Origin of the sequence: Afipia sp. GAS231 (genome assembly GCF_900103365.1) — a bacterium.
Classification (GTDB): Bacteria; Pseudomonadota; Alphaproteobacteria; order Rhizobiales; family Xanthobacteraceae; genus Bradyrhizobium.
The window spans coordinates 3007058-3031570 of the sequence record NZ_LT629703.1 but is presented as its reverse complement, the minus strand read 5'-3'; the positions used below and the strand labels follow the sequence as shown (position 1 = coordinate 3031570).

Below are 24513 nucleotides of genomic sequence, written 5' to 3'. Positions count from 1 at the left end.
TCTGCGCCGGCATGACGGCGTCCTGGCATCGACATTTTTCTGTCATGTGACGGCGCCGCGCGTTGGTGACGTCTTCCTGCGATTTCAATAGGTCGGCCAAACAAATCTTTCGGAGCCCACCGTCTGGTTATCCCGCCGGAATATCACCACTCTCCGCTCACAATTCCGGGCTGTGGAGTTGTGACTGCGGGACGATCAGCCGGACTTATTCGGGAGATCGAACATGGAAATCCTCAACAATCTTAACGGCTTTAACTATGTCGAGCCGGGCATCTGGTTAGCTGCAGCGGTCGCCTTCGTGATCCTGCTGCGCGTGTCCAATATCTTTCGCTACATCCCCAACAACCAGGTCGGAATCGTCGAGAAACTCTGGACCCCGAAAGGTTCGGTGAAGGACGGTTTCATCGCGTTGAACGGCGAGGCGGGTTACGAGCCCGAAGTGCTGCGCGGCGGCCTGCATCTGTTTTTCCCGTTCATGTACCGGATTCACAAATCGGATCTGGTCACGGTCGGTCAGGGCAAGATCGCCTATATATTTGCGCGCGACGGTACGCCGCTCGGCGCCTCGCAGGTGCTCGGTGCCAACGACACCGAGGACAAATCCGATTTTCAGGACGCGCGGCGATTCCTGCTCGGTGGCGGCCAGAAGGGCCCGCAGCGGAAAGTGCTGCGCGAAGGCACCTATGCGATCAACACGACGCAATTCGCCATCATCACCGATGATCGCGTGTACGGCCATGCCCTCAGCCCACAGGAACGCAACATCCTCGACAACATGCAATTGACGATCACCGATCGCTGGGGCTTTGCGCCGGTCATCCTTGCTGCCGACCATGACCTGGTTGGAATCGTGACCGTGCACGACGGCCCGTCGCTGCCTCCCGGCGAGATCATCGCTCCGGAAGTCGGAACCGATTTGCGCGACGACGAAACCTTTCACAACAATTTTCAGGAACCCGAAAAATTCCTGCGCGGCGGCGGCTATCGCGGACGCCAGCTACAGGTCATCGTCGAAGGTACCTGGTATATCAACCGCCTGTTTGCCACCGTCGAGGCGGTAGCGAAGACGGTGATTCCGGTCGGCAATGTCGGCGTTGTCATCTTCTACACCGGCCCGCACACCGAAGACGTGTCTGGTGAATTGTATCGCCACGGCGAACTGGTGGCGAACGGCAGCCGCGGCGTCTGGAGAGATCCGCTGCTGCCGGGCAAATACGCCTTCAACACCTATGCCGGAAAAATCGAGATCATCCCGACCGTCAACTTCATCCTCAAATGGATGCGCGGCGAAGTCGGCGCCATGAAGCTCGACGAAAACCTTTCGGAGATTTCGCTGATCACCAAGGACGCGTTCGAGCCGACGCTGCCGCTCTCGGTCGTGATGCATATCGACTACAAGAAGGCGCCGATGATCATCCAGCGCTTCGGCGACGTGAAGAAACTCGTCGAGCAGACGCTGGATCCGATGGTCAGCGCCTTCTTCAAGAACATCGCGCAGAAGATGACGCTGATCGAACTGCTGCAGAACCGCGCCGCGATCCAGGAAGAATCCGCGGCCGAGATGAAAGCGAAGTTCGAAGGCTACTCGCTCGATCTTCAGGAGGTGCTGATCGGCACGCCGAGGGCTGCCGCGAACGACCACACGATCGAGAACATCCTGATCCAGCTTCGCTCGCGTCAAATCGCGCGCGAGCAGATCGAGACCTATCGCGAGCAGGAGAAGGCCGCGGTTCAGGAGCGCACGCTCAACGAAGCCAAGGCGACGGCGGCGGCGCAATCGGCGCTGACGCAGTCGCTGATTCAGGTCAAGGTCAACGAGAACGACGGCGCCGCGGCACTCGCCCGTGCCCTGAAGGATGCCGAGACCCGGAAGGTCACGGCGGCCGCAGTGGGCGAGCAGTCGCGGCTTGAGGGCCAGGGCGAGGCGGACCGGGTTCTGGCGGTCGGCGCCGCCAACGCCCAGGCCACAAAATTGTCCGTCGACGCCTATGGCGGCCCGGAATTCCGGTTGGCAGAGCAGAATTTTACCAAGTTCGCTGACGCCCTGACACGGATCAACCAGCCGCTGGTGCCGCAGTTCCTGATGTCAGGTACGCAGGGTCAGGAGGGCGGCAGCGCCGGTCTGATCCCGACCGCGATGCTGAGCTCGATGTTCGGCCAGATGATGCCGGCCGCATTGGAGCGGCTGAAGGATGAAGCGCCGAAGGCTGCGCGCAAGACGAATGGCGCGTGAACACGGATTGATCGAGACGAAAGCGGAGGGCGGAATGGCGAAGGCTATTCCGTCCTTCGCATTTCATGAATCGCTCAATCGTCGCCGATCATGCTGGCGAGCTTCTCCGCCGCATAATTCTCGCCGATCGACATCGCGCAAATCCGTGAAATCTGTACGTAAGGTAGCCCCGTCTCTTCGGCCCAGGCGTTGAACTGCGCCTGCACCTTGGCGAGATCGCGCTTCGAGGTGACGGTTTCCGCGATATCAAGGCCGGCATCGCGCAGACACTTGACGACGTCCCTCGATGTCACAAAACCGTCCCAGCCGAGAAAGCGCAGCATCATCTGCCCGGTGTTGCCACCAAGCCGGCTGCCGCGCTTGGCAAGAAGCTCGAGCAGGCCGGTTTCGTCGGAGGACGGCCATTTCGCCAGAAACTTGCCGAAGCTGCCATGCTCCCTGGCGATGTCGCTAACGAACGCCGCATTGGCGCGCACCGACATGATCTTGGCGCCGTTGCGCACGATGCGGGTGTCCTTCATCAGGTCGTCCCAGAAATCGTCCGGCTGCAGCGTCAGCGGGCCGGGCTTGAAGCCGACAAACGCCGTCTCGAAGCCGGGCCATTTGTTCTCGATCACGCTCCAGGCAAATCCCGCCGAGAACACCCGCCGGCTCATCTCCGCCAGAATGCGGTCGTCGCCGAGTTTGGCCAGCGCCTTCGGGTCTGGCTTGGCGGGCAGCAACTTGGCCAGCGCCTTGGGCCCGCCTTTGCGCTTCTCGGCGCGGGCACGAATGGTCTTGAACGACGTCACGGGGTGCGGACCCTCTGGCGGCATGGTTAAGGTAAATGACGGCCGAAATGCCGCCAAATCGCAGTTTAGTCGATCATTCGGCGATTCCCAGCCATGTACCGGCTTCCACGGTGGGCTGCTCTGCAAAGAATGGATGGTGTTTCGGTTGGATTTGGCCTAAAGGCTCCCCATCTCATCCAATTCATCGCGCCGTGCGCCTGCGCGTGTTCCAGGCGGCAGCTTTCGAGCCATCGGGCTCAAAGCCCTGTTTTCCGTTTCGGCGGACAACGCCAACCAAGGTTTTACATCTCGTGACATTAATGCCCACTCATCCGCCGCTCGCCCGAGCTTTGGCGGAGCGCAATTTTGACCGGCTGACGCAGGTCCAGACCGCCGTGCTGGCCGATACCGCTGACGGCCGCGATTTGCTGGTTTCCGCCCAAACCGGCTCCGGCAAGACCGTCGCCTATGGTCTGGCGCTCGCGAAAAATCTGCTCGGCGATGCCGAGCGGTTCGAACACGCAGGCGCGCCGCTTGCCCTGATCGTGGCGCCGACGCGCGAACTGGCGCTTCAGGTCCATCGCGAACTGGCCTGGCTTTACGGCCATGCCAATGCGCGCGTCGTCTCCTGTGTCGGCGGCATGGATCCGCGCCGCGAGCAGCGCGAACTCGCCGCGGGCGCCCACATCGTGGTCGGCACGCCCGGTCGTCTCTGCGATCATCTGCGGCGCAACCGCCTCGATGTTTCGGAGTTGAAGGCGATCGTGCTCGACGAGGCCGACGAGATGCTCGATCTCGGTTTTCGTGAGGACATGGAATTCATCCTCAAGACCACGCCGGAAACCCGCCGCACGCTGTTGTTCTCGGCGACCCTGCCGCGCGGCATCGTCGCCTTGGCGAAAGAATATCAGCAGCAGGCGTTCCGCGTCGAAGTCGAGGGCGACGAAGGCGGCCACGCCGATATCGAATACCGCGCGATCCGGATCGCGGCTGGCGATGTTGAACATGCGGTCGTCAATCTGCTGCGCTTCTACGAATCTCCCAGTGCACTCGTGTTCTGCAACACCCGCGATGCCGTCCGGCATCTGCAGGCGGTGCTGCTGGAGCGCGGCTTCTCGGTGGTCGCGCTGTCGGGCGAATTGACGCAGAACGAACGCACCATGGCGCTGCAGGCGCTACGGGACGGCCGGGCCCGCGTCTGCGTCGCGACCGATGTCGCCGCGCGCGGCATCGATCTGCCGAGTCTCGATCTCGTCATTCACGCCGATCTGCCCAACGATCCGGAGGTGCTGCAGCATCGTTCCGGCCGCACCGGCCGTGCCGGCCGCAAGGGCGTCAGTATCTTGCTGGTGCCGCCGGCCCGGAAGCGGCGCGCGGAGACGCTGCTCAATCTGGCCGGCATCGATGCGGTCTGGGGTATCGCGCCGCAGCCGGACGAAATCCGCAAGCTCGACCAGGAGCGCATGCTGAAGGACGATCTGTTCGCGGCGGAAACGACGGCGGAAGATCTGGCGATCGCGCAGGCGCTGCTCGCCGAGCGATCGGCAGAAGACATCGCCGCGGCGCTGGCGCGGCTCTACCGCGCACGGCTGCCGTCGCCCGAGGATATAGGCGACCCCGGCGACGGCCGTGTCCGGTCTCGCGCCGAGCGCGCGCAGGAGCGGGCCGGACGCGAGTCCGGACCGCGCAATTTTGATCGTGACGCCGGACCGCGAAAGCCGAAGAAGTCGCTGCGCGATGGCATGCCCGAAGGCAGCGTCTGGTTCCGCGCCGCCATCGGCCGCCGCAAGAACGCGGAAGCGCGCTGGCTGCTGCCGATGATCTGCCGTCGCGGTGGCATCACCAAGGGCGATATCGGCGCGATCCGGATCCTGGACACCACGACCGAGTTCGAAATTTCGCAGCGGGCTGCGGAATCCTTCGCCACCATGATCAAGCGCCCCGACAAGGAAGACACCATCCGGATCGAGGCGATGACGGACGCGCCGCGCGCCGAGGCGGCTCCGGAAAAGCGGTCGTTTGCACCGCGTCGGGAAGCGCCTCGTCATGAGGCGCCGCGTCATGAAGCTCCTCGATACGACACGCGAGCGGCCGAGCGCGCTCCGGCTACAAAGGATTTCGCGCGCGACGAGCGGCCGTCCAGGAAGTACGGCAAGCCGCATGACGAAAAACCCCGTGGCGAAAATCCACCTGCATTCGACAGGAAGCCTGACTTCAAGTCGAAGAAGCGGCACCAGGACAAACCGGCCTTCGCCGGAAATTCGAGGCGTGACCGGGGCGCTGACGCGAAACCCGCATCCGCCAAGAAGCCAAAGAAGAAATTTCGCGGCTGAGCGGTAGTCTGCTAAATGGCGTCAATGTTGCGGCACGAACATCCTTCCAAACCGGTAGACGCCAAATCCCTGCCTATCCCGGTTACTGCTACGCTAACGGATCTGGTGAATAACCTTCCGGGCGAGCATTTCACCATTGAATGGCTGCTTGGCCGGCTCGATCGCCGCTCCTTCGGAATCGTCATGCTGGTCATGTCGCTGGTGGCGATGGTGCCCGGCATTTCGCTTTTGATCGGGCCGCTGCTGGCGATCCCGGCCTTCGAGATGATTTTGGGGCGAAGCGGGCCGAGCTTTCCGAAGCGTATCGCCGTTTATCCGCTCCGCTCCTCCGCCCTCGCCGGCATCGTCAAGCGTGCGCTTCCGCTGCTTGCCATGCTGGAAAAGATCGTGCATCCGCGCTGGCCGATTTCGCCGGGACTATCCAGACGTGCCGCCGGCCTGGCCATCCTCGCGCTGAGCGGATTGTTTCTCGCACCGTTGCCGCTGATCCAGATCGTGCCGGCGCTGTTGGTCGCGCTGATCGCGTTGGCCTATCTCGAAGAGGATGGGCTGCTGCTTTGCGTCTCGCTGCTGGCCACGCTTGTCCTGATGCTGGTGACGACCGCGGCCATCTGGGGCGCCGTCCTCGGTTGGATGCATATCACGGGATGACGCGTCGTCAGGCCGACACCCGGAGCGAGGGGCAGGCATGCGCCAATCCGCTCGCTCGTGTCGCGATTTAAGGCTAGGGCTCGGAGAGAATAAGAACAACGAGGAAGCCCGGTGACGCCTCTGATGCCGAAGACAGCAATTGATCGCCGTTCCATTTTGGCGCTGATCGGTGCGGCATTGATGCCGGTTCAGGCGCAGGCCGCGCAATACCCGTCGCGGCCGATCAAGATCATCGTGCCGTTCGGGCCGGGTGGTTCGGGTGACATCTCCGCACGGCTGATCGGCAAGCAGATCGAGGACAAGACCAGGCAGGCCGTCGTGGTCGACAACCGCCCGGGCGCCAACGGCATCATCGGCACCATGGCGGTGAAGACCGCCGAGCCGGACGGCTACACGGTGCTGCTGATCACCACCTCGACGCATGCGGCCAATGTCAGCCTGGTTCGCAACCTCAGCTACGACCCGGCCAAGGATTTTACCGTGGTCGGCGTGTTCCGTTCCAGCGGCAGCTATCTGATGGTACGGCCGGAGGCGCCGTGGCGCGATCTCCCGAGCTTCGTCGCCGCCGCCAAGGCCGCACCGGGCAAACTGGTGTTTGGCTATTTCAACGCCTCGTCGCGAACGCCGCCGGAATATCTCGGCCGTCTCGCCGGAATCGAGCTGCAGGGCGTGCCGTATCGCGCCATCGCCAATGCGATCGCGGACCTGATCAGTGGCGAAATCCATTGCCTGTTCATGGATACGACGGCATCGAACCAGTATCTGCAAAGCCGCCAGCTACGTCCGCTCGCGATTACCAGCCTGACCCGCGCTCGCGCAACGCCCGACGTGCCGGCGGTGGCAGAAACCTTCCCGGGATTTCAGCTCACCGGATTTCTCGGCATGGCCGTTCCCTCCGCTACGCCGCGCGAGATCGTGGTGCAATTGAACGGGCTCATCAACGAAGCTTTGACCGCGCCAGAAGTGCGGCGGCGAATGGACGAGTTCGGCCTGTCCTATGATATCACCGACCTCGCGGCCTGCGAGGCCGAGGTGCGGGCCGAACGCGAGCGCTGGACCGAATATACGAGAGTGGCCGGCATTCAGCCGGAGTGAACATTCGATCGGGGAGCAGCCATGTCGGTCTATATCATCGCGCAACTGAAGTTCACCCGCCGCGAACTCTACGATCGCTACCAGTCACGCTTCATGGGCGTTTTCAAGAAATTTAGGGGTAAGCTACTGGTCGCAGATGCGCACCCGGTCGTGCTCGAAGGCGAGTGGCCGCGCGACAAGGTCGTGATCATGGAATTTCCCGATGCCGCTGCGGCACAGGAATTTCAGAGTTCGCAGGAATATCAGGATATCTCGGTCGACCGCAAAGCCGGTGCGGACGCCATCGTGCTGACGGTGCGCGGCCTGTCCTGAGCGCTGTTCGTCTCTATCTCTTTCGTCATGGCCGGGCTTGTCCCGGCCATTCACGTCTTTTCTTGTTCGAGTGGAGGAAGACGTGGACGCCCGGCACGAGGCCGGGCATGACGATCAGGCGCGAACGTATACCCAGGCGGTATTTCCGGACCGGAGCCGAACCTGGATGCGCTTGTAATCGGCGACTTCATATTCGTCGGCGGCCTTCAATTCGGCCTCGGTAATCAGGAAAACCTTGCCTTTGACTTCGTCGCCGGGATTGTCGCTGGCTTCGACGATCGGATGAAATCGTTTGCCGCTGGTCCGGATCACGTCCGGATCGGTGACTTCGATCAGGGATTGCCGATAGCCCGGCATCGCGTCTTCTCGTCCTTCCAACAGACGGCCAAACGAGGAAATCTGAACCTCATCCTGCTGCAGCGTTCCGTAAGAGAAAAGAAGGACCGTTGGTTCGCCGGACATGGTCGTCGTCTGCTCCACTGGTTGAGGCTCGCGGCCGCACGATACGATATGTGCTTCCGGATATCATCACGCAATCGTTTGAAAGACGGGTTATGGAGGGATTGACTCGCTTCTGCGCGATTACAATGATGGTTGTCATATATTAAAACATCAAGACATCGAACGGTACGGGAGCGCCAGGCATGGGAACGGCAATCATCATCGGCGTCGGCCCCGATCAGGGCCTCGGTGCACAGCTTTGCAAGCGGTTCGCGGCCGAAGGCCTGAATGTGCTGGTGGCCGGCCGCACCAAGCCGGCGCTGGATGCGGTCGTCGCCGATATTGCCGCGGCCGGCGGGCGCGCCGCGGCCGTTGTCGCAGATGCGACCAGTGAGGCCGATATCGTCGCGCTGTTCGACAAGGCGGGCGCCGATCTCGAGCTTGCGATCTACAACGCCGGCAACAATACGCCGGGCAAGATCATCGACATGGATGCGGCCTATTTCGAGCAGAGCTGGCGCGTGGTCTGTTTCGGCGGCTTCCTGTTCGGGCGCGAAGCCGTCCGCCGCATGGTGCCAAAGGGCAAGGGCTCGCTGTTGTTCACCGGGGCGAGCGCCTCGCTGCGCGGGCGTTCCGGCTACGGCGCCTTCAATTCGTCGAAGGCCGGGCTGCGCACCCTGGCGCAGGCGATGGCAAAGGAATATGCCGCCGACGGCATCCACGTCGGCCACGTCGTGGTGGATGGTCCGATCGGCGGCGAGAAAATCATGAAGCGCTTCCCCGATGCCGCCAACCGCGAGGAGCGCCTGATCAGTATCGCCGGGATCGTCGATGGTTTCGTGTTCCTGCACCAGCAGCCGCGCCGGGCCTGGTCGTTCGAGCTCGACGTGCGGACGTCGCAAGAGAACTGGTGAAGCAGAGCCCTGGAAAAACGCGGCTTTCCCAATACGAAGCGATTATGGCATGACATTATTCCGGCGCTCGCCGGAATTTGCCGTCAGGAATTCGCCATGCCCGCCTTTCCGACTTCGACCACCGTCCTCGATTCCATCCTGTTCCGCGACGCCTTCGGCACGCCGGCGATGCGCGAGGTGTTCTCCGACTTCAGCCTGATCTCGCGCTATGCCGAGGTCGAAGTCGCACTGGCAAAGGCCGAGGCACGTTGCGGGGTGATTCCGGCGGAGGCCGCCGTTGAGATTGCCAAGCGGACGGATGTTTCGGCGCTCGATTTCGACCTGCTGCGCCGCGAGACCGATATCGTCGGCTATCCGATCCTGCCGCTGGTGCACCAGATGGTGAAACAGTGCGGCGACGCCGGGCGCTACGTGCATTGGGGCGCGACCACGCAGGACATCATGGACACCGCCGTGGTGCTGCAGGTCCGCGCTGGATTGGAAATCATCGCGAATGATATCACCGAATTGCGCGGCATCCTCGCCGGTCTTTCGAAGCGCTATCGCGACACGCCGATGGCGGGCCGCACCCATCTGCAGCAGGCGCTGCCGGTGACGTTCGGCTACAAGACCGCGATCTATCTGGCGATGTTCGATCGCCACGCCGAGCGTCTGGCGCAGTTGAAGCCGCGCGTGCTGGTCGGCCAGTTCGCCGGCGCCGCCGGCACGCTGGCCTCGCTCGGCAATAAAGGCTTCGAGGTACAACACGCGCTGTGCGAGGAGCTCGGCCTCGGCGTGCCGGTTTCCACCTGGCATGTCGCGCGCGACGGGCTGGCGGAGGTGATGAATTTCTTCGGCCTCGTCACCGGCTCGCTCGGCAAGATCGCGCTCGACATCATGATGATGGCGTCGACCGAGTTCGGCGAGGTCTACGAACCGTTCGTCAAAGGCCGCGGCGCGTCTTCGACCATGCCGCAGAAGCGTAATCCGATTTCCTCGGAGCTGATGCTGGCGGCGGCCAAGGGCGTGCGCCAGCACGCCGGCCTGATGCTGGATGCGATGGTGCAGGACTTCGAGCGCGCCACCGGTCCCTGGCATGCCGAATGGATGGCGATCCCGGAAAGTTTCGTGCTGACCGCCGGCAGCCTGCATCAGGCGAAGTTCGCGCTCGGCGGGCTGATCGTGGATGAGAAGAAGATGGCCGACAATCTCGACATCAGCCGCGGCTTGATTGTGGCTGAGGCTGTGATGATGGGATTGGCGCCCGACATCGGCCGCCAGGAGGCGCATGACGTCGTCTATGACGCCTGTCGTGTTGCCAATGACAAGGGCATGACGCTGGCGGACGCGTTGTCGGCCGACCCCAGGGTTTCCGAACGCATCGATCGCGCGACGATCGATCGCCTGACCTCGCCGAAGAATTATCTCGGCCTTGCGCCTGAAATGGTCGATCGCGTTCTCGCCGCATCGAAGCGCTAGCCTGCATCAAATTACGGCGAAGTGGCGCCTCTTCAACGAGCGACGTGATGCGTTTCGATGCATCTCAAGGACTTCTCAAGAACCCCTCAAGGCCACTCACATCCATGTGTGCTAGCGTCGCGCGAAGTCTGTGAAAGATATCACAGGCGTCATGCGCGATCGCTGACATGTTGCCTTCGCGAAAACTCGAATCCACCAACACGAGGGATCATCAGCGATGCGCAATATTGAAGGTGCATCTCAGCGGGTGAAGCGCAAGAATATTTTCGTCCGTATCCTCGAAGCGCTTCACGCGTCGCGACGCCGTGAAGCACAGCGTGTGCTTCGCCGCTACGACCATTTGATCGAACGGCATTCCCGGGCTTCCGCGCCCAGCATCGTGCCCGACTCCCAGCAAACAGAAGAGAACTGTCGAAATGCCAACGGAAATAAATCCCCCATCCGCGTCGACGATCGGACCCGCCGGAATGCCGCAGGCGGCCCTGCCCGGGGTCAATACGCCTGAAGCAACTTCGCTCGGCCTGACACCGCTCGTCATCGCGGCCATTCTTGCCTTGGTCCTTCATGTCGCCAGCGGCGTCATGCTCGACCGTTCGCATGCGGGCCAGGCTGGCGCCGCACTGGATGAAGCCATTGCGTGCGTAACCGAAGCGAGCCCGCCACAACCATCGCTGCCGTACGATTAGTCCGCATCACCGGAGTGAAGGCCCATGCCGGATCTGGCAACAAATGTTCTGCTGAGCGTTGCCGTGTTCGCCGGCGCCTTCGTCTCGGGTCTCGCCGGTTTTGCGTTTTCCGCGGTCGCCGGCGCCATCCTGCTTCGGATTTTCCAGCCGCTGGAAGCGGTGCCGTTGATGATGGCCTGCAGCATCGGCGTGCAGGCCGCCAATCTGTGGGCGCTGCGCCGGAATATTCAGTGGGAGGGCAGTCTGCTGCTGATCGTCGGCGGCGCGCTGGGGATTCCGATCGCCGTTCACCTGCTGCAGAACGCCGACACCTATATTCTCCGGGCGGGCTTCGGCGTTGTTGTCGCTCTATATGCCGGCTACATGCTGTTCCGCCCGGCATTGACGCGGTCCGACGGTGTCGCCAGCCGGCACCTTACCGCGCTGGTCGGATTTGGCGGCGGACTGATCGGCGGGTTGACGGCGATGCCGGGCGCCATTCCCACGATCTGGTGTGACATGCGCGGCATGCCGAAGGGCGACCAGCGCGGCCTGGTCCAGCCTTTCATCGCCATCATGCAGATATTCGCGCTGGTGTTGCTGCTGGAGCGCCACGGCCTGTCTTCCAAGGTGGTGATCGATCTCGCGATCAGCCTGCCGGCGCTGTTTGCCGGTTCCGCACTCGGCATTCTGGCATTCCGGAACATCCACGAGGTCGGCTTTCGCCGGACCATTCTTGTGCTATTGCTGGTGTCAGGCGCTTCGCTCGCACTGGCCTGATGTCGTGACTTGACGTCGTGATTTGGGCCGGAGGCTGCGGAGCCAACATATCCAACAGCATTTTGGCCCAAAGAACATGACCGCACATCAGCGCAATCTCTCCGCCTCGATCGATCCCGTCAAACTCGACCGCCTTGCCGAAGTCGCCGTCAAGGTCGGCCTGCAACTGCAGCCGGGCCAGGACCTGTTGTTGACCGCGCCTTCGGTCGCGTTGCCGCTGGTGCGCCGGATCGCCGAACATGCCTACAAGGCTGGCGCCGGTATCGTGACGCCGTTCCTGTCGGACGAAGAGATCACGCTGTCGCGCTATCGCTACGCCCGCGACGACAGTTTCGATCGCGCCGCCGGCTGGCTCTACGAGGGTATGGCGAAGGCGTTCGGCGCCAACACCGCGCGGCTCGCCATCGTCGGCGATAATCCGATGCTGCTGTCGGGCGAGGACCCGGCGAAAGTCGCGCGCGCCAGCAAGGCCAACTCGATGGCCTATCAGCCGGCGCTGGAAAAAATCGTCAATTTCGAGACCAACTGGAACATCATCGCCTATCCGAGCCCGGCTTGGGCCAAGCAGGTTTTTCCGGACGTGCCGGAAGACGTCGCGGTGGCAAAACTGGCCGATGCGATCTTCGCCGCCTCGCGCGTCGACCAGGATGGCGCGGTGGCGAACTGGGAGAAGCACAATGCGGTGCTGCGCGAGCGCACCAACTGGCTCAACGGGCAGCGCTTCCACGCGCTGAAATATTCCGGTCCGGGTACTGACCTGACCATCGGCCTTGCCGACGGCCATGAATGGGAAGGCGGCGCCTCGACCGCCAAGAACGGCATCACCTGCAACGCCAATATTCCGACCGAGGAAGTCTTCACCACGCCGCATTGCCGGCGCGTCAGCGGGCATGTCGTCTCGTCCAAGCCGCTATCTTATCAAGGCACCCTGATCGACAACATCGCGGTGCGGTTCGAAGAAGGCCGCATCGTCGAGGCCCGGGCCTCGCGCGGCGAGGAAGTGCTGAAGAAGGTGCTGGACACCGACGAGGGCGCCGCGCGCCTCGGCGAAGTGGCGCTGGTGCCGCATTCGTCGCCGATCTCGAAAAGCGGGCTATTGTTCTTCAACACGCTGTTCGACGAGAACGCGGCCTCGCACATCGCGCTCGGCCAGTGCTATTCGAAGTGCTTCATCGACGGCGGCAATCTGACGCCCGAACAGATCGCAGCCCAAGGCGGCAACAAGAGCCTGATTCATATCGACTGGATGATCGGCTCGGCCGAGACCGACATCGACGGCATCCATGCCGACGGCCGCGTCGTGCCAGTGTTCCGCAAGGGGGAGTGGGCGTAACGGTGCGACGGGGCCTGTCGGCGGACGGATGACGCCGCTCAAGGCGCGTCAGACGCCAGAATGACAAGCGTCTGCGCGGAGGGCGGGCAACTGATCGTTGCTTCCAGCGTATCGAGAATGTTTTCGATCGTGAAACGCTGATCCCAGAGGCGGCTCTTGCCCCTGCGGGCTTCCTGCGCCGCCTCGCGCGCCGACAGGATGGCGTTGGAGTAGATCGACAGCAGCGAGAGGCGTTGATCGACCAGGGCCGCCGGCAGCGGCAGCATCCGCTTCAACTGCGTGAAGCAGGCGACATAGCCGGCATTCCATCGGTTGTTGAGTGCTTCGCGGAGCGTCTTGGGGTCGGACGCCTGCAGGTTCGAGATGAAACGGATATAACCGCGCCAGCGGTCGTCGTCGCCGAGCTCGATGACCGGCATTACCAGTATCAACAGAACCTCGCGGATCGTCGCCGCTCCGCCGCGCGCTTCCATCTCGCGCAGCATGCCCTGTCGCCGTTCGTCGAGCACCGCCGCGCCATCGACGACCATCTGCCGGATCAGTTCCTCCTTTGAGCCGAAATGATAGTGCAGGGCGGCGTTGTTGCGCTGCCCGGCCGCGGCAACGATCTGCTGCACGGTCACCCCCTCGGCGCCATGGCGGGCGAACAGCAGTTGCGCCGCCGCCTTGATCTGGTTCCGGGTCTCTTCCGATGCGGCGCGGGGCGCGGCCCGCATTTTGGTTGACATGGCTGACGACCTTATCCTAAATTAAGCGAAATCGCTTAATAAAAAATCCCAGGAGAAAACCATGCGTGTTCTCGTCGCTGGCGGCGGTATTGGTGGTCTAACTACTGCGATTGCGCTGCGTCATCAAGGCATCGACGCGCTGGTGCTGGAGCAGGCCGAGGTAATGGCCGAGATCGGCGCCGGCATCCAGCTCGCCAGCAATGCGGCCATCGTGCTGCGCGAACTCGGCCTGGAGCAGGCCATGCGCGCCGTCGGCGTCAAGCCGCAGTCCTATGATTATCGCGATCTGCGCACCGGCCGCATGCTGTACCAGGCGCCGCTCGGCGACGAAGCGGCGGAGCGTTATGGCGCGCCGATGTACAATATCCACCGCGCCGATCTGATCCAGATCCTGTTCGATGCGGTTCCATCAGAGGCGAAGCGCCTCGGCGCGCGCTGCGTCGGGATTTCCCAGGACAAGGACGGCGTCGAGGTGCGGCTGCAGACCGACGAAGTCCTGCGTGCGGACGCATTGGTGGGGTGCGACGGCATTCATTCGGCCGTGCGTCAGCATCTGCGCGGCAACGAGGAAAAGCATTTCGCCAATATCCTGATGTGGCGGTCGCTGATCCCGGCCGAACGTCTCGAGGGCCTCGGGCTGGAAGAGCGTGGCAATTACTGGTTCGGTCCCGGCCGAACCCTGATCACCTACTGGGTGCGGCCGAAGAATCTCTACAGCATCCTGGCGTCGGTGCCGGCGCACGAAGTGCAGCGCGAATCCTGGACCGAGAGCGGTGACATCTCGGAGATGTTGCGCTCGTTCGACGATGCCGAGCCGCGTGCCCGCGCGATGCTCGAACAGTGCAAGAGCACGTTCATCACCGGCATGTATTACCGCGACCCGATCGACAGCTGGACCTCCGGCCGCGTCACACTGCTCGGCGACGCCGCGCACCCGATGGTGCCGTTTCTTGCCGCCGGTGCCGGGCAGAGCATCGAGGACGCCTGGACGTTCGCGCGCGTGCTGGCGCGCCGTCAGGACGACGTGCCGGGCGCGCTGCTCGAATATGAGCAGCGACGGCTGCCGCGCACGACCCGGATCCAGGCCGGCGCCCGCGCCGTGGTCAAGCTGATGCATGAGACGGATGGCGGCCGCCTGCGCGACCGCAACGGCCGCTGGAAGGGTCTGGCGCGCATCGATCCGATGGCCGAATCGAGCTGGGGGTTGGCCTGGGATTATGACGTCGTCAAAGCGGTCGAGGGACCGCCCGGCGAAGTCCGCAACGTCAACGGCCTGCGCGAAGGCAAGCGGCTGCAGCGGCCGGAAGGCCAGCGCGCCTTCGATCTCTGGAAACATGCGTTTCAGCCTGAAGACGTGGCGCGCGGCCATGACGGGCTGCGCGAGGCCTATGACCGCTTCCTGACCACGAACTTTCCGCTGCCGGATAACGTCGAAGCCGTCGAGGACGAGCTCGGCGACGTCAAGGCCTGGCGCGTCGCCGTAAAGGGCGCGCCGCGCGGCAACGTCGTGCTGCATTTCCACGGCGGCGGATATCTGATCGGTTCGGCGAAGGGATCGCTGGAATATGCCGGCCGGTTGGCCGCTGCGGTCAACGGCGTCTGCTATACGGCCGAGTATCGCCTCGCGCCGGAACATCCCTATCCGGCGGCGATCGACGATGCCATCTGCGCCTATCGCGCGCTGCTGGCGCGCGGCATTCCGGCAAGCTCGATACTCGTTTCCGGCGAATCGGCCGGTGGCGGTCTGGCGGTAGCGCTCGTGCTCGCGCTGCGCACGGCAGGCGACCCGCTGCCTGCCGCGATTCTTGCTGTGGCGCCATTCTCCGACCTGACGGTGTCGGGACCCAGCGTACGCGCCTTCAACGGCGACGACCCGGCCGCGAGCCGCGACCTCTTGAAGTTCATGGGCGCGTCCTACTTTCAAGGCCATGAACCGACCGATCCGCTGGTGTCGCCGCTTTATGGCGACCTGACCGGCCTGCCGCCGCTGTTTGTGACAGCCTCACAAGGCGAGGTGCTGCTGAGCGACACCACCCGCCTGGCGGAGCGGGCCGAGAAGGCGGGCGTCGACGTGACGCTGCGGCTGGTCGAGGATTCCGTCCACGTCTACACCATCTTTCCGTTCCTGCCGGAGACGCAGAGCACGATGGCTGAAGTAGCCAATTGGGCGCAGCGCAAGCTGCGCCGCAACGACACGCAGCCGCAGGCAGCCGAATAAGACGCAAACGACAAACAAGAACACAAGCCGCGTTCCACAAGCCGCGCGGGCAGGGAGAGAACGATGAGAACAGCCATTTCGCGTGCGGCCCTGGTGGCCGCGACGCTCGCGGGCGTATGCGCTGGAGCGGTCGCGCAGACGCCGGCAATTTCAGACGGCACGGTCAAGATCGGCGTGCTGACCGATATGGCCGGGGTGTTTTCCGACCTCGCCGGCGCAGGCGCCGTTACCGCGGCGCAAATGGCGATCGACGATTTCGTCGCGCAGGCCAAGCCGCCGTTCAAGGTCGAACTGGTGTCGGCCGACCATCAGAACAAGCCCGACATCGCCTCGGGGATCGCACGCCAGTGGTACGACACCGGCGGCGTCGACCTCATCACCGATGTGATCAATTCCGGCGTTGCGCTCGCGGTTTCCAGCGTCGCCGAATCCAAGAACAGGATGCTGATCGTCACTGGATCAGGTTCGACACGGCTGACCAACGAGCAATGCTCGCCCAATACGATCAGCTACACCTGGGATACCTATTCCTACGCCAACGGCCAGTCACGGATCGTCAAATCGCTTGGCCTCGACACCTGGTATTTCGTCGCCGTCGATTACGCGCTGGGCAAGTCGCTGGTGGCGGAGGCCTCGGCGGCGATCACGCGCTCCGGCGGAACAGTTGCCGGCACGGTCTATCATCCGATCTCGACCACGGACCTGTCGTCCTTCCTGCTGCAGGCGCAGGCCTCGAAGGCCAAGGTCATCGGCTTCGCCAATGCCGGCGCGGACCTGCTCAACTCGATCAAGGCGGCCAAGGATTTCAACATTACCCCTGGCCAGACCATCGTGCCGCTGGTGGGCACCATCACCGAGGTGAACGCACTCGGCGCCGCGGCGACGCAGGGCATGATTCTGGTCGAGCCGTTCTACTGGGACCTCGACGATCTCTCGCGGCAATGGAGCCGGCGTTTCTTCACGAAATTCGGCAAGATGCCGAACTTCGTTCAGGCCGGAGCCTATTCCGCCGTGATGAACTATCTGAAGGCGGTGCAGGCGGCCAAGACCGACGAGGCCGACGCCGTCATGAAGCAGCTCAAGTCGATGCCGATCAATGACATGTTCGCACGCAACGGCCGCATCCGCGCCGACGGACGCATGGTCCATGACATGTATCTGGTTCAGGTCAAGGCGCCGGCCGACGTCAAGGACAAGTGGGATTACTACAACGTCAAGGAAACCATTCCGGGTGACGAGGCCTTTCAGCCGCTCGCCACCTCGAAATGCCGCCTTGTCACGCAGTAGAACTAATCCTCAGTCGAGTTTCAGCCTGTAGAAGTCCGCGGCCGTCTTCGAGAACAGCGCCGTCTTCTCGGCCTCACTGTATTGCGCGCTGATCCGCTTGAAGGCGTTGAAGATCACCGGATAGCTGCACTGGCCTTTGTCGGGCGGAAAGTTGCTTTCGAACATGCAGCGGTCGGGTCCGAAGGCCTCGATACAGGTCTCGATATAGGGACGCCACGCGGCGGCAGCTTCCTCCGAAGACGGAGGTTTCGGCCGCAGATGAAAGTCGTAGCCGAGCAGGCACATCGCGAGCCCACCGAGCTTGACGACGACATTCTTGCATTTGGCGATCTCCTGGATCGAGGCCTTCCAGACCGGGAATGTTTCCTCGCGCTTGCCGGCGAAACGGCCGAGGCCGACCGGGCCGCCGCAATGATCGAGTACGATCTTGGTTGCGGGGAAGGCGCGGGCGAGATCGGTAAGCTCGCCGATCTGGGGATGAAACAGCCAGGCGTCGAAGCTCAGCCCAAGCGGCGCGAGGCAGGCAAAGCCCTTGCGGAAGACAGGATCCAGCAGCAGGCCCTGGGGCCGCGTCGCGTACATGCCGGCGACGTCGGGGTCGGCATCCCAGGCCGAGGAATGCCGGATGCCGCGAAAGCGGCCGTTGCCGGCGACGATCTCCGCTTCCAGTACCGGCCGGGCATCGTCGCCGAGCAGCAGATTGACGTGGCTGACGATCCCGGCGCACAGCGCCGCCTTGCCGTAGCCGCCGCTGGCGGCCATCGCCGCCACGCCGTTGGCGAACTCGACCTCGCCCACGGGACGAAATGCTTCCGGCCCGTTGGCGCGGTACATCGAACGGCAATCGACATAGACGGTCGCGACGACGTTGTGGCCGGAGGCGGCATCATCAGCCATCTCCTCGATCATGTAGTGCAGCCCGCCGCGATGCCAGAGATGGTGATGCGGATCGACGATCGGACGCGCCGGGTCGATGATCTCCTCGGTATGCAGCGCAAGCCAGTCTTCGCGCGGATCGGCATAGAGCCCGCTCTTGGCGGCGGGTGCAGTGGTGGCCATTATTCCACTCCCTGATTTCGTTCTTGTTTTTGTTTTCGTCATTGCGAGGAGCGAAGCGACGAAGCAATCCAGACTTGCTTGCTGCCAGATAGATTGCTTCGCTTCGCTCGCAATGACGGTATTGCGTCGCTTGCCTCTTCTCAAACCCCGTCCAGAATGATCACCGTCGGCGTCGCCGGTAGCGTCTCCCTTGAAATCCTTAAGGTCCGCTCGCTGCGCTGGTCGATCTGGAACTGCTGGCCGATCAGGCGCATGAACTCGTCGAGCGGGGTGGCGAAGCGGTGCATCGGCAGCACGACGGAGGCGCGGAGGCGTTTTGTGATCTCGGAGACGCCGTCGAGCGACATCGTATAGGTGCCGTCGATCGGCACCATCACGATATCGAGCCGGCCGATCGCCGCGAAATGGGTCTCGTCGAGCTTGTGGTGCAGGTGCCCGAGATGGCCGATGCAGAGGCCGGCGACCTCGAAGATGAAGATCGAGTTGCCGTCCTTGATCATCTCACCGCCGGATCCTTCGCCGAAGTAGCGGCGAATGTCTGTGGTGACGTTGCGGATATAGACGTCGCCGACGCGCAATCCGACATGCGCCGGCTGGCCGTCGTCGCCCCAGCCATGCAGCACATGCGCGATCTTCGGATCCGGGAATAACGAGTAATGGGTCGAGTGCGCCCGGTTCATGGTGACGACGTCGGGTAGCCGGCCGGTCCGGTAGGCGCCGCTGAAATCGGTCGCGATCCGCACGCCGCCGGGCGTGTCGATGTAATAGGTGGAGTGGCCGACATAGGTGATCGCGACCTCTTCCGACTTTTCATTTTCCTTGGCGGCGACGCGCAAGCTGACCGGCAGCGCGCGCGGCGGCGCATTGGCCATCGCCAGGCACTCGCTGCGCAGCGGCTCCGCGGCGGCGGCAGGCGCGATCAACAATGCCAGAAAGGCGGTGGCGGCAACAAGGGATCGCAGCATGGCAAGACCTGTCGGCGGCAACGGCCGCTGACGGCACTGTATCGCCGAATTCTGCATACGTCATGATGACAAACGCGCACGGCTGCGCGTCGGATTTGCTTCATCAAGGGAGCACAATGCCGTAATGTGGAATACGCCTCGGAATTCGCATTGGAGTAAGCCGTGACTGAAATCGCCCTTACGCGCGCGCCATCGTCGAAACGGCTTGAACCGTTGCGCACCGCCGATGCCGACGTGCTCAACATCGCCTATTACGAGGCGGGGCCCGCCGATGGCCCAGTCGTGATGCTGATGCACGGCTTTCCCTACGACATTCACAGCTATGTCGACGTGGCGCCACAACTGGCGGCGCAGGGCTGCCGCGTCATCGTTCCCTATCTGCGCGGCTACGGGCCGACCAAATTTCTCGACAAGGCGACGCTGCGCTCGGGCGAACAGGCGGCGATGGGCGCCGATCTGATGGCGCTGATGGATGCGCTTCACATCCAGCGCGCGGTGTTCGCCGGTTACGACTGGGGCGGTCGCGCGGCCTGCATCGGGGCGGCGCTGTGGCCAGAACGCTGCATCGGCCTCGTCTGCGTCAACAGCTACCTGATTCAGGACATTGCGCGGGCCATGGTGCCGGCGCGGCCGGAACGCGAGGTGCCGCTGTGGTACCAGTATTACTTTCAACTCGAGCGTGGCCGGGCCGGGCTCGCGGCCAACCGGCGTGGAATTACAAAAATATTGTGGGAGCAGTGGTCGCCGAACTGGCCGTTCGACGAGGCCTGCCTGGAGCGGACTGCGGTCGCGCACGACAATCCCGACTATGTCGATGTGGTGATCCACAGCTACCGCCACCGCTACGGCCTTGCCGAGAGCGATCCGCACTACGCCGATATCCAGCGGAAGCTCGCGACATTGCCGCCGATCACGGTGCCCGCGGTGACGCTGGATGGTGAGGCCGATGGCGTCGCGGTTGCCACCGACGGCCGCTCCAGCGCCGCGAAATTCACCGGCCGCCGTGTCCATCGCGTGGTCCCGCGCGCCGGACATAACCTGCCGCAGGAAGAGCCCGAGGCCTTTGCCGCGGCGGTCATGGAGCTGATCAAGGCATAAGCGATGTCCGATTCGATCGATCGCCGCCGTCTGATCATCGGCGCGGCCCTGTCGGGAGTAGCGAGCCGGGCGTTTGCCCAGGCCGACGCACCGGCGCGCCCGGCGCGGGCGCCGTCATCGCAGCGGATGGAGCCGTTACGTTACGTGGACGCAGGTCCGCTCAACATTGGCTACTACGAAGCCGGTCCGGTTGATGGACCTGCTGCGATTCTGCTGCACGGCTTTCCCTACGACATTCACAGCTATGTCGACGTCGCAATGCTGCTCGCTGCCCAAGGCTGTCGCCTCATCGTGCCGTACCTCCGCGGATTCGGCACGACGCGCTTTCGCGATCCGGCTACCTCGCGCTCGGGCGAGCAAGCCGCGCTCGGCGCTGACGTGATCGCGCTGATGGATGCGCTTGGTATCAAGCGCGCGGTCATTGCCGGGCATAACTGGGGCGGCCGTGCCGCGTGTGTTGCCGCTGCACTGTGGCCGGAGCGCTGCAGCGGCATGGTCACGGTCAACAGCTATCTCGTTCAGGATCTTGCCCGCGCCATGGTGCCGATCGACCCGCGATACGAAGTGGAGCTCTGGTACGAATATTATTTCCAGATCGAGCGCGGCCGTGCCGGGCTCGCGGCCAACCGCCGCGAGATCGCGCGGATGCTGTGGGAGGATTGGTCGCCGGACTGGGATTTCGACGATGCCACCTTCGATCGCTCGGCTGCTGCGCACGATAATCCTGACTATGTCGACGTCGTGATCCACAGCTACCGCCATCGCTTCGGCCTCGCGGCAGGTGATCCCGCCTATGCGGAGCTGCAACGCCGCCTCGCGCCGCTGCCGCCGATCACGGTGCCTTCAGTCACGCTCGATGGGGATGCCGATGGGGTGCTCCCCGCCGGCGATGGCCGCGCCAGCGCCGCCAAATTCACCGGCCGCCGCATCCATCGCGTGGTGCAAGGCGCCGGTCATAACGTGCCGCAGGAAGCGCCGGAAGCGTTTGCTGCGGCGGTGATGGACCTGGTGAAGATGTAGGGCAGCGTTAAGTGAGCAGGCGCGCGGACCTGCCCTGAGCTTCGATCAATTTGACGGCCTTCTTGTCGAAAGAGACAAAGGTGTCTGCGCCGAGCCAGCTTCCTTCGTAAGCAATTGCGCCATCGGCAAAATCGCCGCCTGCGTCGATTAGGGCTAATCCAGCCTCTGCTGCGGGGCGGTTTACCACGACGTTTGTGCCATTGATTAGCCGACGAATTGCGTCAGCGACACGTCCCGGTGGCACCTTGTAACCTTGAGTTAACACCCAGGCCAATTCGCAGAGGGCAGATATTGAAACTGCAACCAGCTCAGCTTTTCTCAAAGCAGCCTCGGCGGCCCTGCTTTGCTCCTCGTTGTCTCCGGTGGCAGCGCGAACCAACAGGTTGGTATCGGCAGTTATCTTCATCGTTTGCCGGCCCAACCCCGAGCGGCAATCTCATTTATTTCATCGATCGACAAGGAAGGCCCGTCATCCTGCTTCAGACAGCCGAAGAAATCTGAAATCTTCCCTGTCGGTTTGGCCGCCTTGACCTCCACTCTTCCGTCCGGAAGTTTACTCACGGTGATTTTTTCGCCGGGATGTACGCCCAGATGCTCCAGCACATCCTTGCGCAACGTGACCTGACCTTTTGCGGTGACCGTTAGCGTACTCATGATAGCCTCCGGCGTAAGTTAGTAGCCTAACTGAATGTAAGGCAAAAAGGCCTTACATTCAAGATCGCCGCGGGCTGATCTTCCACGTCGCGGCAAGGATCGCCGATGTGATGGCGCCGCTGATCACAGCCGCGAGCGGGATCGAGACCGCCAGTGCCGCGGTGGCGGCCCAGCCGATCGAGCAGAAGGCTTCGGCAAAGGTCGCGAGCCGCGACGAGGTCTGGCGGCGGCGGAACTGGCTGCGTCTGGCCTGCACGCGGAACCAGAGCTGGATCGCGGCGGCGGACGTGGTGGCGATGATGACCCCGAGCGCTGTGATCGCGGCCTGCGCGACGGAAGCAAAGGCGAGGGCTGCGATCAGCGGCGCGAAGATGATGCCGATCACCATCAACACCACTTCGATCTTGGCACGGGTCACGCGCTGCGGCGGCAATGGCGCGGTCGCGACCAGGTCGGCGGCGTCCTCGCCCGAGATCGTCAGCCAGGCGAGACCGCCCGAGAGCTGGCCCGCCGCCATCACGATCACGGGCGTGCTCAGCACGATCGCGGCCGAGCTGTCGGAAAAACTGCGCCACAGCATCAGCGCGGGCGGCACCAGATAAAGCAGTTGCATCAGGCTCTGCGACACCAGCCAGGGGTCGCGGCGCAGCAGCAAAAATTCCTTGGCGCGCAGCGCCTGCTGCCGCGAACCGCCGCGGAACGCGCTGGCGCGCGGCGCCCGGCGGGTAATCATCGATGTTGCGGAGACGTGGGCGACGGTGTCGGCGAATTTCGGCGAAAAGATCGCCATCACACCGCCGAGCAGCACGAGGCTGAAAGCCAACAGCAGCGCCAGCACTTCGCCGTCGCCGATCGCGGCGCGCGCCGGCCACCATAGCGGACTGTCGGGGCCGGGCGCATACGCCGCCGCGGCATCCGACGTCAGCACCGTAAAGCGCGAGAGCGTGCCGTAAGAGAGGATCGCGGCAACCTGCAGCGCGATCACAAAGCCGGCGCCGATGACCGCGGCCAGGATCTGCGCCACCAGCCGGGTGCGGCTCGGCCCGATCAGCCGGAACAGCATCACGGTGATCGCGATCGCAACGGCCGCTGCCGACAATCCAATGGCGGAGACGACACCAAATGCGGAAAGCCATCTGACGCCGCCGCCGAGTACGAGCACGTCGATGAAGGGCGTCGACAGTAACAGCGCCATTCCGGTGACCGACAACGCGATCGCCGCGATCCGGACCGAGAACACGTTGGTGAGCCGTGCCGGTGACGACATGATCAGATCGAGGTCGGCGCGGGCATAGAATACCCGTGTCACCGATTCGATCGCCTGCGACAGCATCAATGCCCAGGCCAGGAAGATGGTCGCAGTAATGACGATCAGGGTGGGCTTGTCGAGCGGCGGCTGCAGATCGGCGAAGCGGCCGATCACGGCCCAGGCCGGCAGGTGCATGATGGCGGCGAACAAAATCAGGCCGATAATCGCGCGCTTACGCTTGCCGCGGCCGCCGGTCATCATGGCGAGCCATTCGCGCCATGCCAGCCGGATCTCGTGCCGGGCAAACCAGCTCAGCGCCGCCGTTGCGTTCATGCCGCTGCAGCTTCGGTGTCGACCAGTGCGATGAACATGTCTTCGAGGCTGGTGTCGGTGCGGCCGTTCTGCGCGCGCAATTCGGTCAGTGTGCCCTCGGCGACCAGCCGGCCCGCGGCGATGACGCCGATGCGGTCGGCCATTCGCTCGGCGACCTCCAGAATATGTGTCGTCATGATCACGGTGCAGCCGGCGCGGACGCGATCGCCGAGCAGTCCCTTGACGTGACGGGCCGACAGCGCGTCGAGGCCGGTCAGCGGTTCGTCGAGAATAATCAACCGGGGGTCGTGGACCAGCGCGCCTGCCAGCGCGACCTTCTGGCGCATGCCCTTGGAAAAGCCCTCGCAGCGCTCGTGCAGATGCGGCTCGAGGCCGAGCGACACCAGAAGCTGGTGCGCTGAAGGTTCCGACACCGCGGGATCGATACCCCAGAGGCCGGCGACGAATTCGAGATATTCCAGCGGCGTCAGCTTGTCATAAATCATCGGCTCGTCCGACACCCAGGCCATCACCTGCTTGGCCGCCACGGGATCGGCGAGCGCGTCGATGCCCGATATAAAGACAGAGCCGGCGTCGGGCCGCAGCAGGCCGGCCACCATGCGCAAGGTCGTGGTCTTGCCGGCGCCATTGGGGCCGAGCAGGGCATAGAACTCGCCGGCGCGAACCGTCAGGTCGAGCGCGTCGACCGCGGGGCGGTCAAAACGCTTCGTTAACCCTCGCACTTCGAGTGCGGATACATCTGTCATGATTGCCGAACGGTCCAGGTTGCAAGGCCAGCGCTTTTCGTTGCGCACCATGGACCCAAGAACTTTCGGCGTGGTGAATCGCCGGCCCCAAATCCCGCCGAACGGCACAACTTCACCACGCAACTTCGAAGGCTGCGGCATTTCTCCGCAATTTCGGACCCGGACGGCCAC

General features: G+C 63.4%; 23 protein-coding genes. 14 read left to right on the top strand and 9 right to left on the bottom strand.

Translation table 11 applies throughout. From position 1 onward, the window contains the following. The first annotated feature begins 223 nt into the window (after window positions 1–223). Window positions 224–2233 carry an SPFH domain-containing protein gene (locus BLS26_RS14365; RefSeq protein ID WP_092512091.1) on the top strand — a complete coding sequence of 670 codons (2010 nt, stop codon included), beginning with the start codon at window positions 224–226 and terminating at the stop codon, window positions 2231–2233. A 74-nt stretch (window positions 2234–2307) separates the two neighbouring features. Here the strand turns inward: BLS26_RS14365 and BLS26_RS14360 are convergent, their stop codons facing one another. Next, window positions 2308–3024 (bottom strand): DNA-3-methyladenine glycosylase I, encoded by a 717-nt coding sequence (locus BLS26_RS14360; protein WP_172804605.1) that lies wholly within the window; start codon window positions 3022–3024, stop codon window positions 2308–2310. A 299-nt stretch (window positions 3025–3323) separates the two neighbouring features. On the opposite strand from BLS26_RS14360, the gene BLS26_RS14355 reads away from it, so the two are divergent. The 4 genes from BLS26_RS14355 (at window position 3324) to BLS26_RS14340 (ending at window position 7394) form a co-directional block, all read left to right on the top strand. Beyond that, window positions 3324–5336 (top strand): DEAD/DEAH box helicase, encoded by a 2013-nt coding sequence (locus BLS26_RS14355; protein ID WP_092512087.1) that lies wholly within the window; start codon window positions 3324–3326, stop codon window positions 5334–5336. A 105-nt stretch (window positions 5337–5441) separates the two neighbouring features. Beyond that, a complete protein-coding gene (locus tag BLS26_RS14350) occupies window positions 5442–5987 on the top strand; it encodes an exopolysaccharide biosynthesis protein (RefSeq protein ID WP_157676447.1) in 546 nt (181 codons plus the stop codon). 123 nt (window positions 5988–6110) lie between these two features. Continuing rightward, on the top strand, window positions 6111–7082 hold the full coding sequence (locus tag BLS26_RS14345; protein ID WP_092512083.1) for a tripartite tricarboxylate transporter substrate binding protein: 972 nt from the start codon (window positions 6111–6113) through the stop codon (window positions 7080–7082). A 21-nt stretch (window positions 7083–7103) separates the two neighbouring features. Next, the gene (locus tag BLS26_RS14340) at window positions 7104–7394 is read left to right on the top strand and encodes a DUF1330 domain-containing protein (protein WP_092512081.1); all 291 of its coding nucleotides are present in this window, start codon (window positions 7104–7106) and stop codon (window positions 7392–7394) included. A 114-nt stretch (window positions 7395–7508) separates the two neighbouring features. On the opposite strand, the gene BLS26_RS14335 is transcribed toward BLS26_RS14340, so the two are convergent. Beyond that, the gene (locus BLS26_RS14335) at window positions 7509–7856 is read right to left on the bottom strand and encodes a gamma-glutamylcyclotransferase family protein (protein ID WP_092518054.1); all 348 of its coding nucleotides are present in this window, start codon (window positions 7854–7856) and stop codon (window positions 7509–7511) included. Between the two features lie 182 nt (window positions 7857–8038). On the opposite strand from BLS26_RS14335, the gene BLS26_RS14330 reads away from it, so the two are divergent. From BLS26_RS14330 to BLS26_RS14310, 5 genes are all read left to right on the top strand, one after another. After that, the gene (locus tag BLS26_RS14330) at window positions 8039–8749 is read left to right on the top strand and encodes an SDR family NAD(P)-dependent oxidoreductase (protein WP_092512079.1); all 711 of its coding nucleotides are present in this window, start codon (window positions 8039–8041) and stop codon (window positions 8747–8749) included. A 96-nt stretch (window positions 8750–8845) separates the two neighbouring features. Then, window positions 8846–10207, top strand: coding sequence for an adenylosuccinate lyase family protein (locus BLS26_RS14325; protein WP_092512077.1), 1362 nt, complete (start codon window positions 8846–8848; stop codon window positions 10205–10207). 467 nt (window positions 10208–10674) lie between these two features. Next, on the top strand, window positions 10675–10893 hold the full coding sequence (locus BLS26_RS14320; RefSeq protein ID WP_092512075.1) for a hypothetical protein: 219 nt from the start codon (window positions 10675–10677) through the stop codon (window positions 10891–10893). Between the two features lie 24 nt (window positions 10894–10917). After that, a complete protein-coding gene (locus BLS26_RS14315; RefSeq protein ID WP_092512073.1) occupies window positions 10918–11652 on the top strand; it encodes a sulfite exporter TauE/SafE family protein in 735 nt (244 codons plus the stop codon). A gap of 76 nt (window positions 11653–11728) precedes the next feature. Next, on the top strand, window positions 11729–12985 hold the full coding sequence (locus BLS26_RS14310) for an aminopeptidase (protein WP_092512071.1): 1257 nt from the start codon (window positions 11729–11731) through the stop codon (window positions 12983–12985). A 38-nt stretch (window positions 12986–13023) separates the two neighbouring features. Here BLS26_RS14310 and BLS26_RS14305 read toward each other — a convergent pair whose 3' ends face one another. Further along, window positions 13024–13713 carry a TetR/AcrR family transcriptional regulator gene (locus tag BLS26_RS14305; protein WP_092512069.1) on the bottom strand — a complete coding sequence of 230 codons (690 nt, stop codon included), beginning with the start codon at window positions 13711–13713 and terminating at the stop codon, window positions 13024–13026. A 61-nt stretch (window positions 13714–13774) separates the two neighbouring features. Between BLS26_RS14305 and BLS26_RS14300 the strand changes: the two genes are divergently transcribed. Next, the gene (locus BLS26_RS14300; RefSeq protein ID WP_092512067.1) at window positions 13775–15931 is read left to right on the top strand and encodes an alpha/beta hydrolase fold domain-containing protein; all 2157 of its coding nucleotides are present in this window, start codon (window positions 13775–13777) and stop codon (window positions 15929–15931) included. A gap of 63 nt (window positions 15932–15994) precedes the next feature. Further along, the gene (locus BLS26_RS14295; RefSeq protein WP_092512065.1) at window positions 15995–17218 is read left to right on the top strand and encodes an ABC transporter substrate-binding protein; all 1224 of its coding nucleotides are present in this window, start codon (window positions 15995–15997) and stop codon (window positions 17216–17218) included. A 9-nt stretch (window positions 17219–17227) separates the two neighbouring features. Here BLS26_RS14295 and BLS26_RS14290 read toward each other — a convergent pair whose 3' ends face one another. Both BLS26_RS14290 and BLS26_RS14285 read right to left on the bottom strand, forming a co-directional pair. Beyond that, window positions 17228–18277 carry an amidohydrolase gene (locus BLS26_RS14290; RefSeq protein ID WP_371360819.1) on the bottom strand — a complete coding sequence of 350 codons (1050 nt, stop codon included), beginning with the start codon at window positions 18275–18277 and terminating at the stop codon, window positions 17228–17230. A 140-nt stretch (window positions 18278–18417) separates the two neighbouring features. Continuing rightward, a complete protein-coding gene (locus tag BLS26_RS14285; RefSeq protein WP_092518050.1) occupies window positions 18418–19242 on the bottom strand; it encodes an MBL fold metallo-hydrolase in 825 nt (274 codons plus the stop codon). Between the two features lie 171 nt (window positions 19243–19413). Between BLS26_RS14285 and BLS26_RS14280 the strand changes: the two genes are divergently transcribed. Then, window positions 19414–20340 carry an alpha/beta fold hydrolase gene (locus BLS26_RS14280; protein ID WP_371360958.1) on the top strand — a complete coding sequence of 309 codons (927 nt, stop codon included), beginning with the start codon at window positions 19414–19416 and terminating at the stop codon, window positions 20338–20340. A 3-nt stretch (window positions 20341–20343) separates the two neighbouring features. Next, window positions 20344–21360, top strand: coding sequence for an alpha/beta fold hydrolase (locus BLS26_RS14275; protein WP_092512063.1), 1017 nt, complete (start codon window positions 20344–20346; stop codon window positions 21358–21360). A gap of 7 nt (window positions 21361–21367) precedes the next feature. Here BLS26_RS14275 and BLS26_RS14270 read toward each other — a convergent pair whose 3' ends face one another. From BLS26_RS14270 to BLS26_RS14255, 4 genes are read right to left on the bottom strand one after another with little or no spacing between them, the layout of a single operon-like run. Beyond that, on the bottom strand, window positions 21368–21766 hold the full coding sequence (locus BLS26_RS14270; protein ID WP_092512061.1) for a type II toxin-antitoxin system VapC family toxin: 399 nt from the start codon (window positions 21764–21766) through the stop codon (window positions 21368–21370). Then, entirely contained in the window at window positions 21763–22014 is a 252-nt protein-coding gene (locus tag BLS26_RS14265; protein WP_092512059.1) for an AbrB/MazE/SpoVT family DNA-binding domain-containing protein, read from the bottom strand. The genes BLS26_RS14270 and BLS26_RS14265 overlap by 4 nt, the downstream gene beginning before the upstream one ends. A gap of 58 nt (window positions 22015–22072) precedes the next feature. Next, window positions 22073–23596, bottom strand: coding sequence for a permease (locus BLS26_RS14260; RefSeq protein ID WP_092512057.1), 1524 nt, complete (start codon window positions 23594–23596; stop codon window positions 22073–22075). Continuing rightward, complete coding sequence (locus BLS26_RS14255) at window positions 23593–24342, bottom strand: ABC transporter ATP-binding protein (RefSeq protein WP_371360818.1); 750 nt, start codon at window positions 24340–24342, stop codon at window positions 23593–23595. The genes BLS26_RS14260 and BLS26_RS14255 overlap by 4 nt, the downstream gene beginning before the upstream one ends. Window positions 24343–24513 lie beyond the last annotated feature (171 nt).

Coding starts and splice junctions, on each gene's coding strand:
- BLS26_RS14265 (WP_092512059.1), bottom strand. CDS start 22,014: ATGAGTACGCTAACGGTCACCGCAAAAGGTCAGGTCACGTTGCGCAAG.
- BLS26_RS14355 (WP_092512087.1), top strand. CDS start 3,324: ATGCCCACTCATCCGCCGCTCGCCCGAGCTTTGGCGGAGCGCAATTTT.
- BLS26_RS14340 (WP_092512081.1), top strand. CDS start 7,104: ATGTCGGTCTATATCATCGCGCAACTGAAGTTCACCCGCCGCGAACTC.
- BLS26_RS14295 (WP_092512065.1), top strand. CDS start 15,995: ATGAGAACAGCCATTTCGCGTGCGGCCCTGGTGGCCGCGACGCTCGCG.
- BLS26_RS14260 (WP_092512057.1), bottom strand. CDS start 23,596: ATGAACGCAACGGCGGCGCTGAGCTGGTTTGCCCGGCACGAGATCCGG.
- BLS26_RS14325 (WP_092512077.1), top strand. CDS start 8,846: ATGCCCGCCTTTCCGACTTCGACCACCGTCCTCGATTCCATCCTGTTC.
- BLS26_RS14270 (WP_092512061.1), bottom strand. CDS start 21,766: ATGAAGATAACTGCCGATACCAACCTGTTGGTTCGCGCTGCCACCGGA.
- BLS26_RS14300 (WP_092512067.1), top strand. CDS start 13,775: ATGCGTGTTCTCGTCGCTGGCGGCGGTATTGGTGGTCTAACTACTGCG.
- BLS26_RS14305 (WP_092512069.1), bottom strand. CDS start 13,713: ATGTCAACCAAAATGCGGGCCGCGCCCCGCGCCGCATCGGAAGAGACC.
- BLS26_RS14345 (WP_092512083.1), top strand. CDS start 6,111: ATGCCGAAGACAGCAATTGATCGCCGTTCCATTTTGGCGCTGATCGGT.
- BLS26_RS14320 (WP_092512075.1), top strand. CDS start 10,675: ATGCCGCAGGCGGCCCTGCCCGGGGTCAATACGCCTGAAGCAACTTCG.
- BLS26_RS14285 (WP_092518050.1), bottom strand. CDS start 19,242: ATGCTGCGATCCCTTGTTGCCGCCACCGCCTTTCTGGCATTGTTGATC.
- BLS26_RS14255 (WP_371360818.1), bottom strand. CDS start 24,342: ATGACAGATGTATCCGCACTCGAAGTGCGAGGGTTAACGAAGCGTTTT.
- BLS26_RS14365 (WP_092512091.1), top strand. CDS start 224: ATGGAAATCCTCAACAATCTTAACGGCTTTAACTATGTCGAGCCGGGC.
- BLS26_RS14310 (WP_092512071.1), top strand. CDS start 11,729: ATGACCGCACATCAGCGCAATCTCTCCGCCTCGATCGATCCCGTCAAA.
- BLS26_RS14315 (WP_092512073.1), top strand. CDS start 10,918: ATGCCGGATCTGGCAACAAATGTTCTGCTGAGCGTTGCCGTGTTCGCC.
- BLS26_RS14335 (WP_092518054.1), bottom strand. CDS start 7,856: ATGTCCGGCGAACCAACGGTCCTTCTTTTCTCTTACGGAACGCTGCAG.
- BLS26_RS14275 (WP_092512063.1), top strand. CDS start 20,344: ATGTCCGATTCGATCGATCGCCGCCGTCTGATCATCGGCGCGGCCCTG.
- BLS26_RS14290 (WP_371360819.1), bottom strand. CDS start 18,277: ATGGCCACCACTGCACCCGCCGCCAAGAGCGGGCTCTATGCCGATCCG.
- BLS26_RS14330 (WP_092512079.1), top strand. CDS start 8,039: ATGGGAACGGCAATCATCATCGGCGTCGGCCCCGATCAGGGCCTCGGT.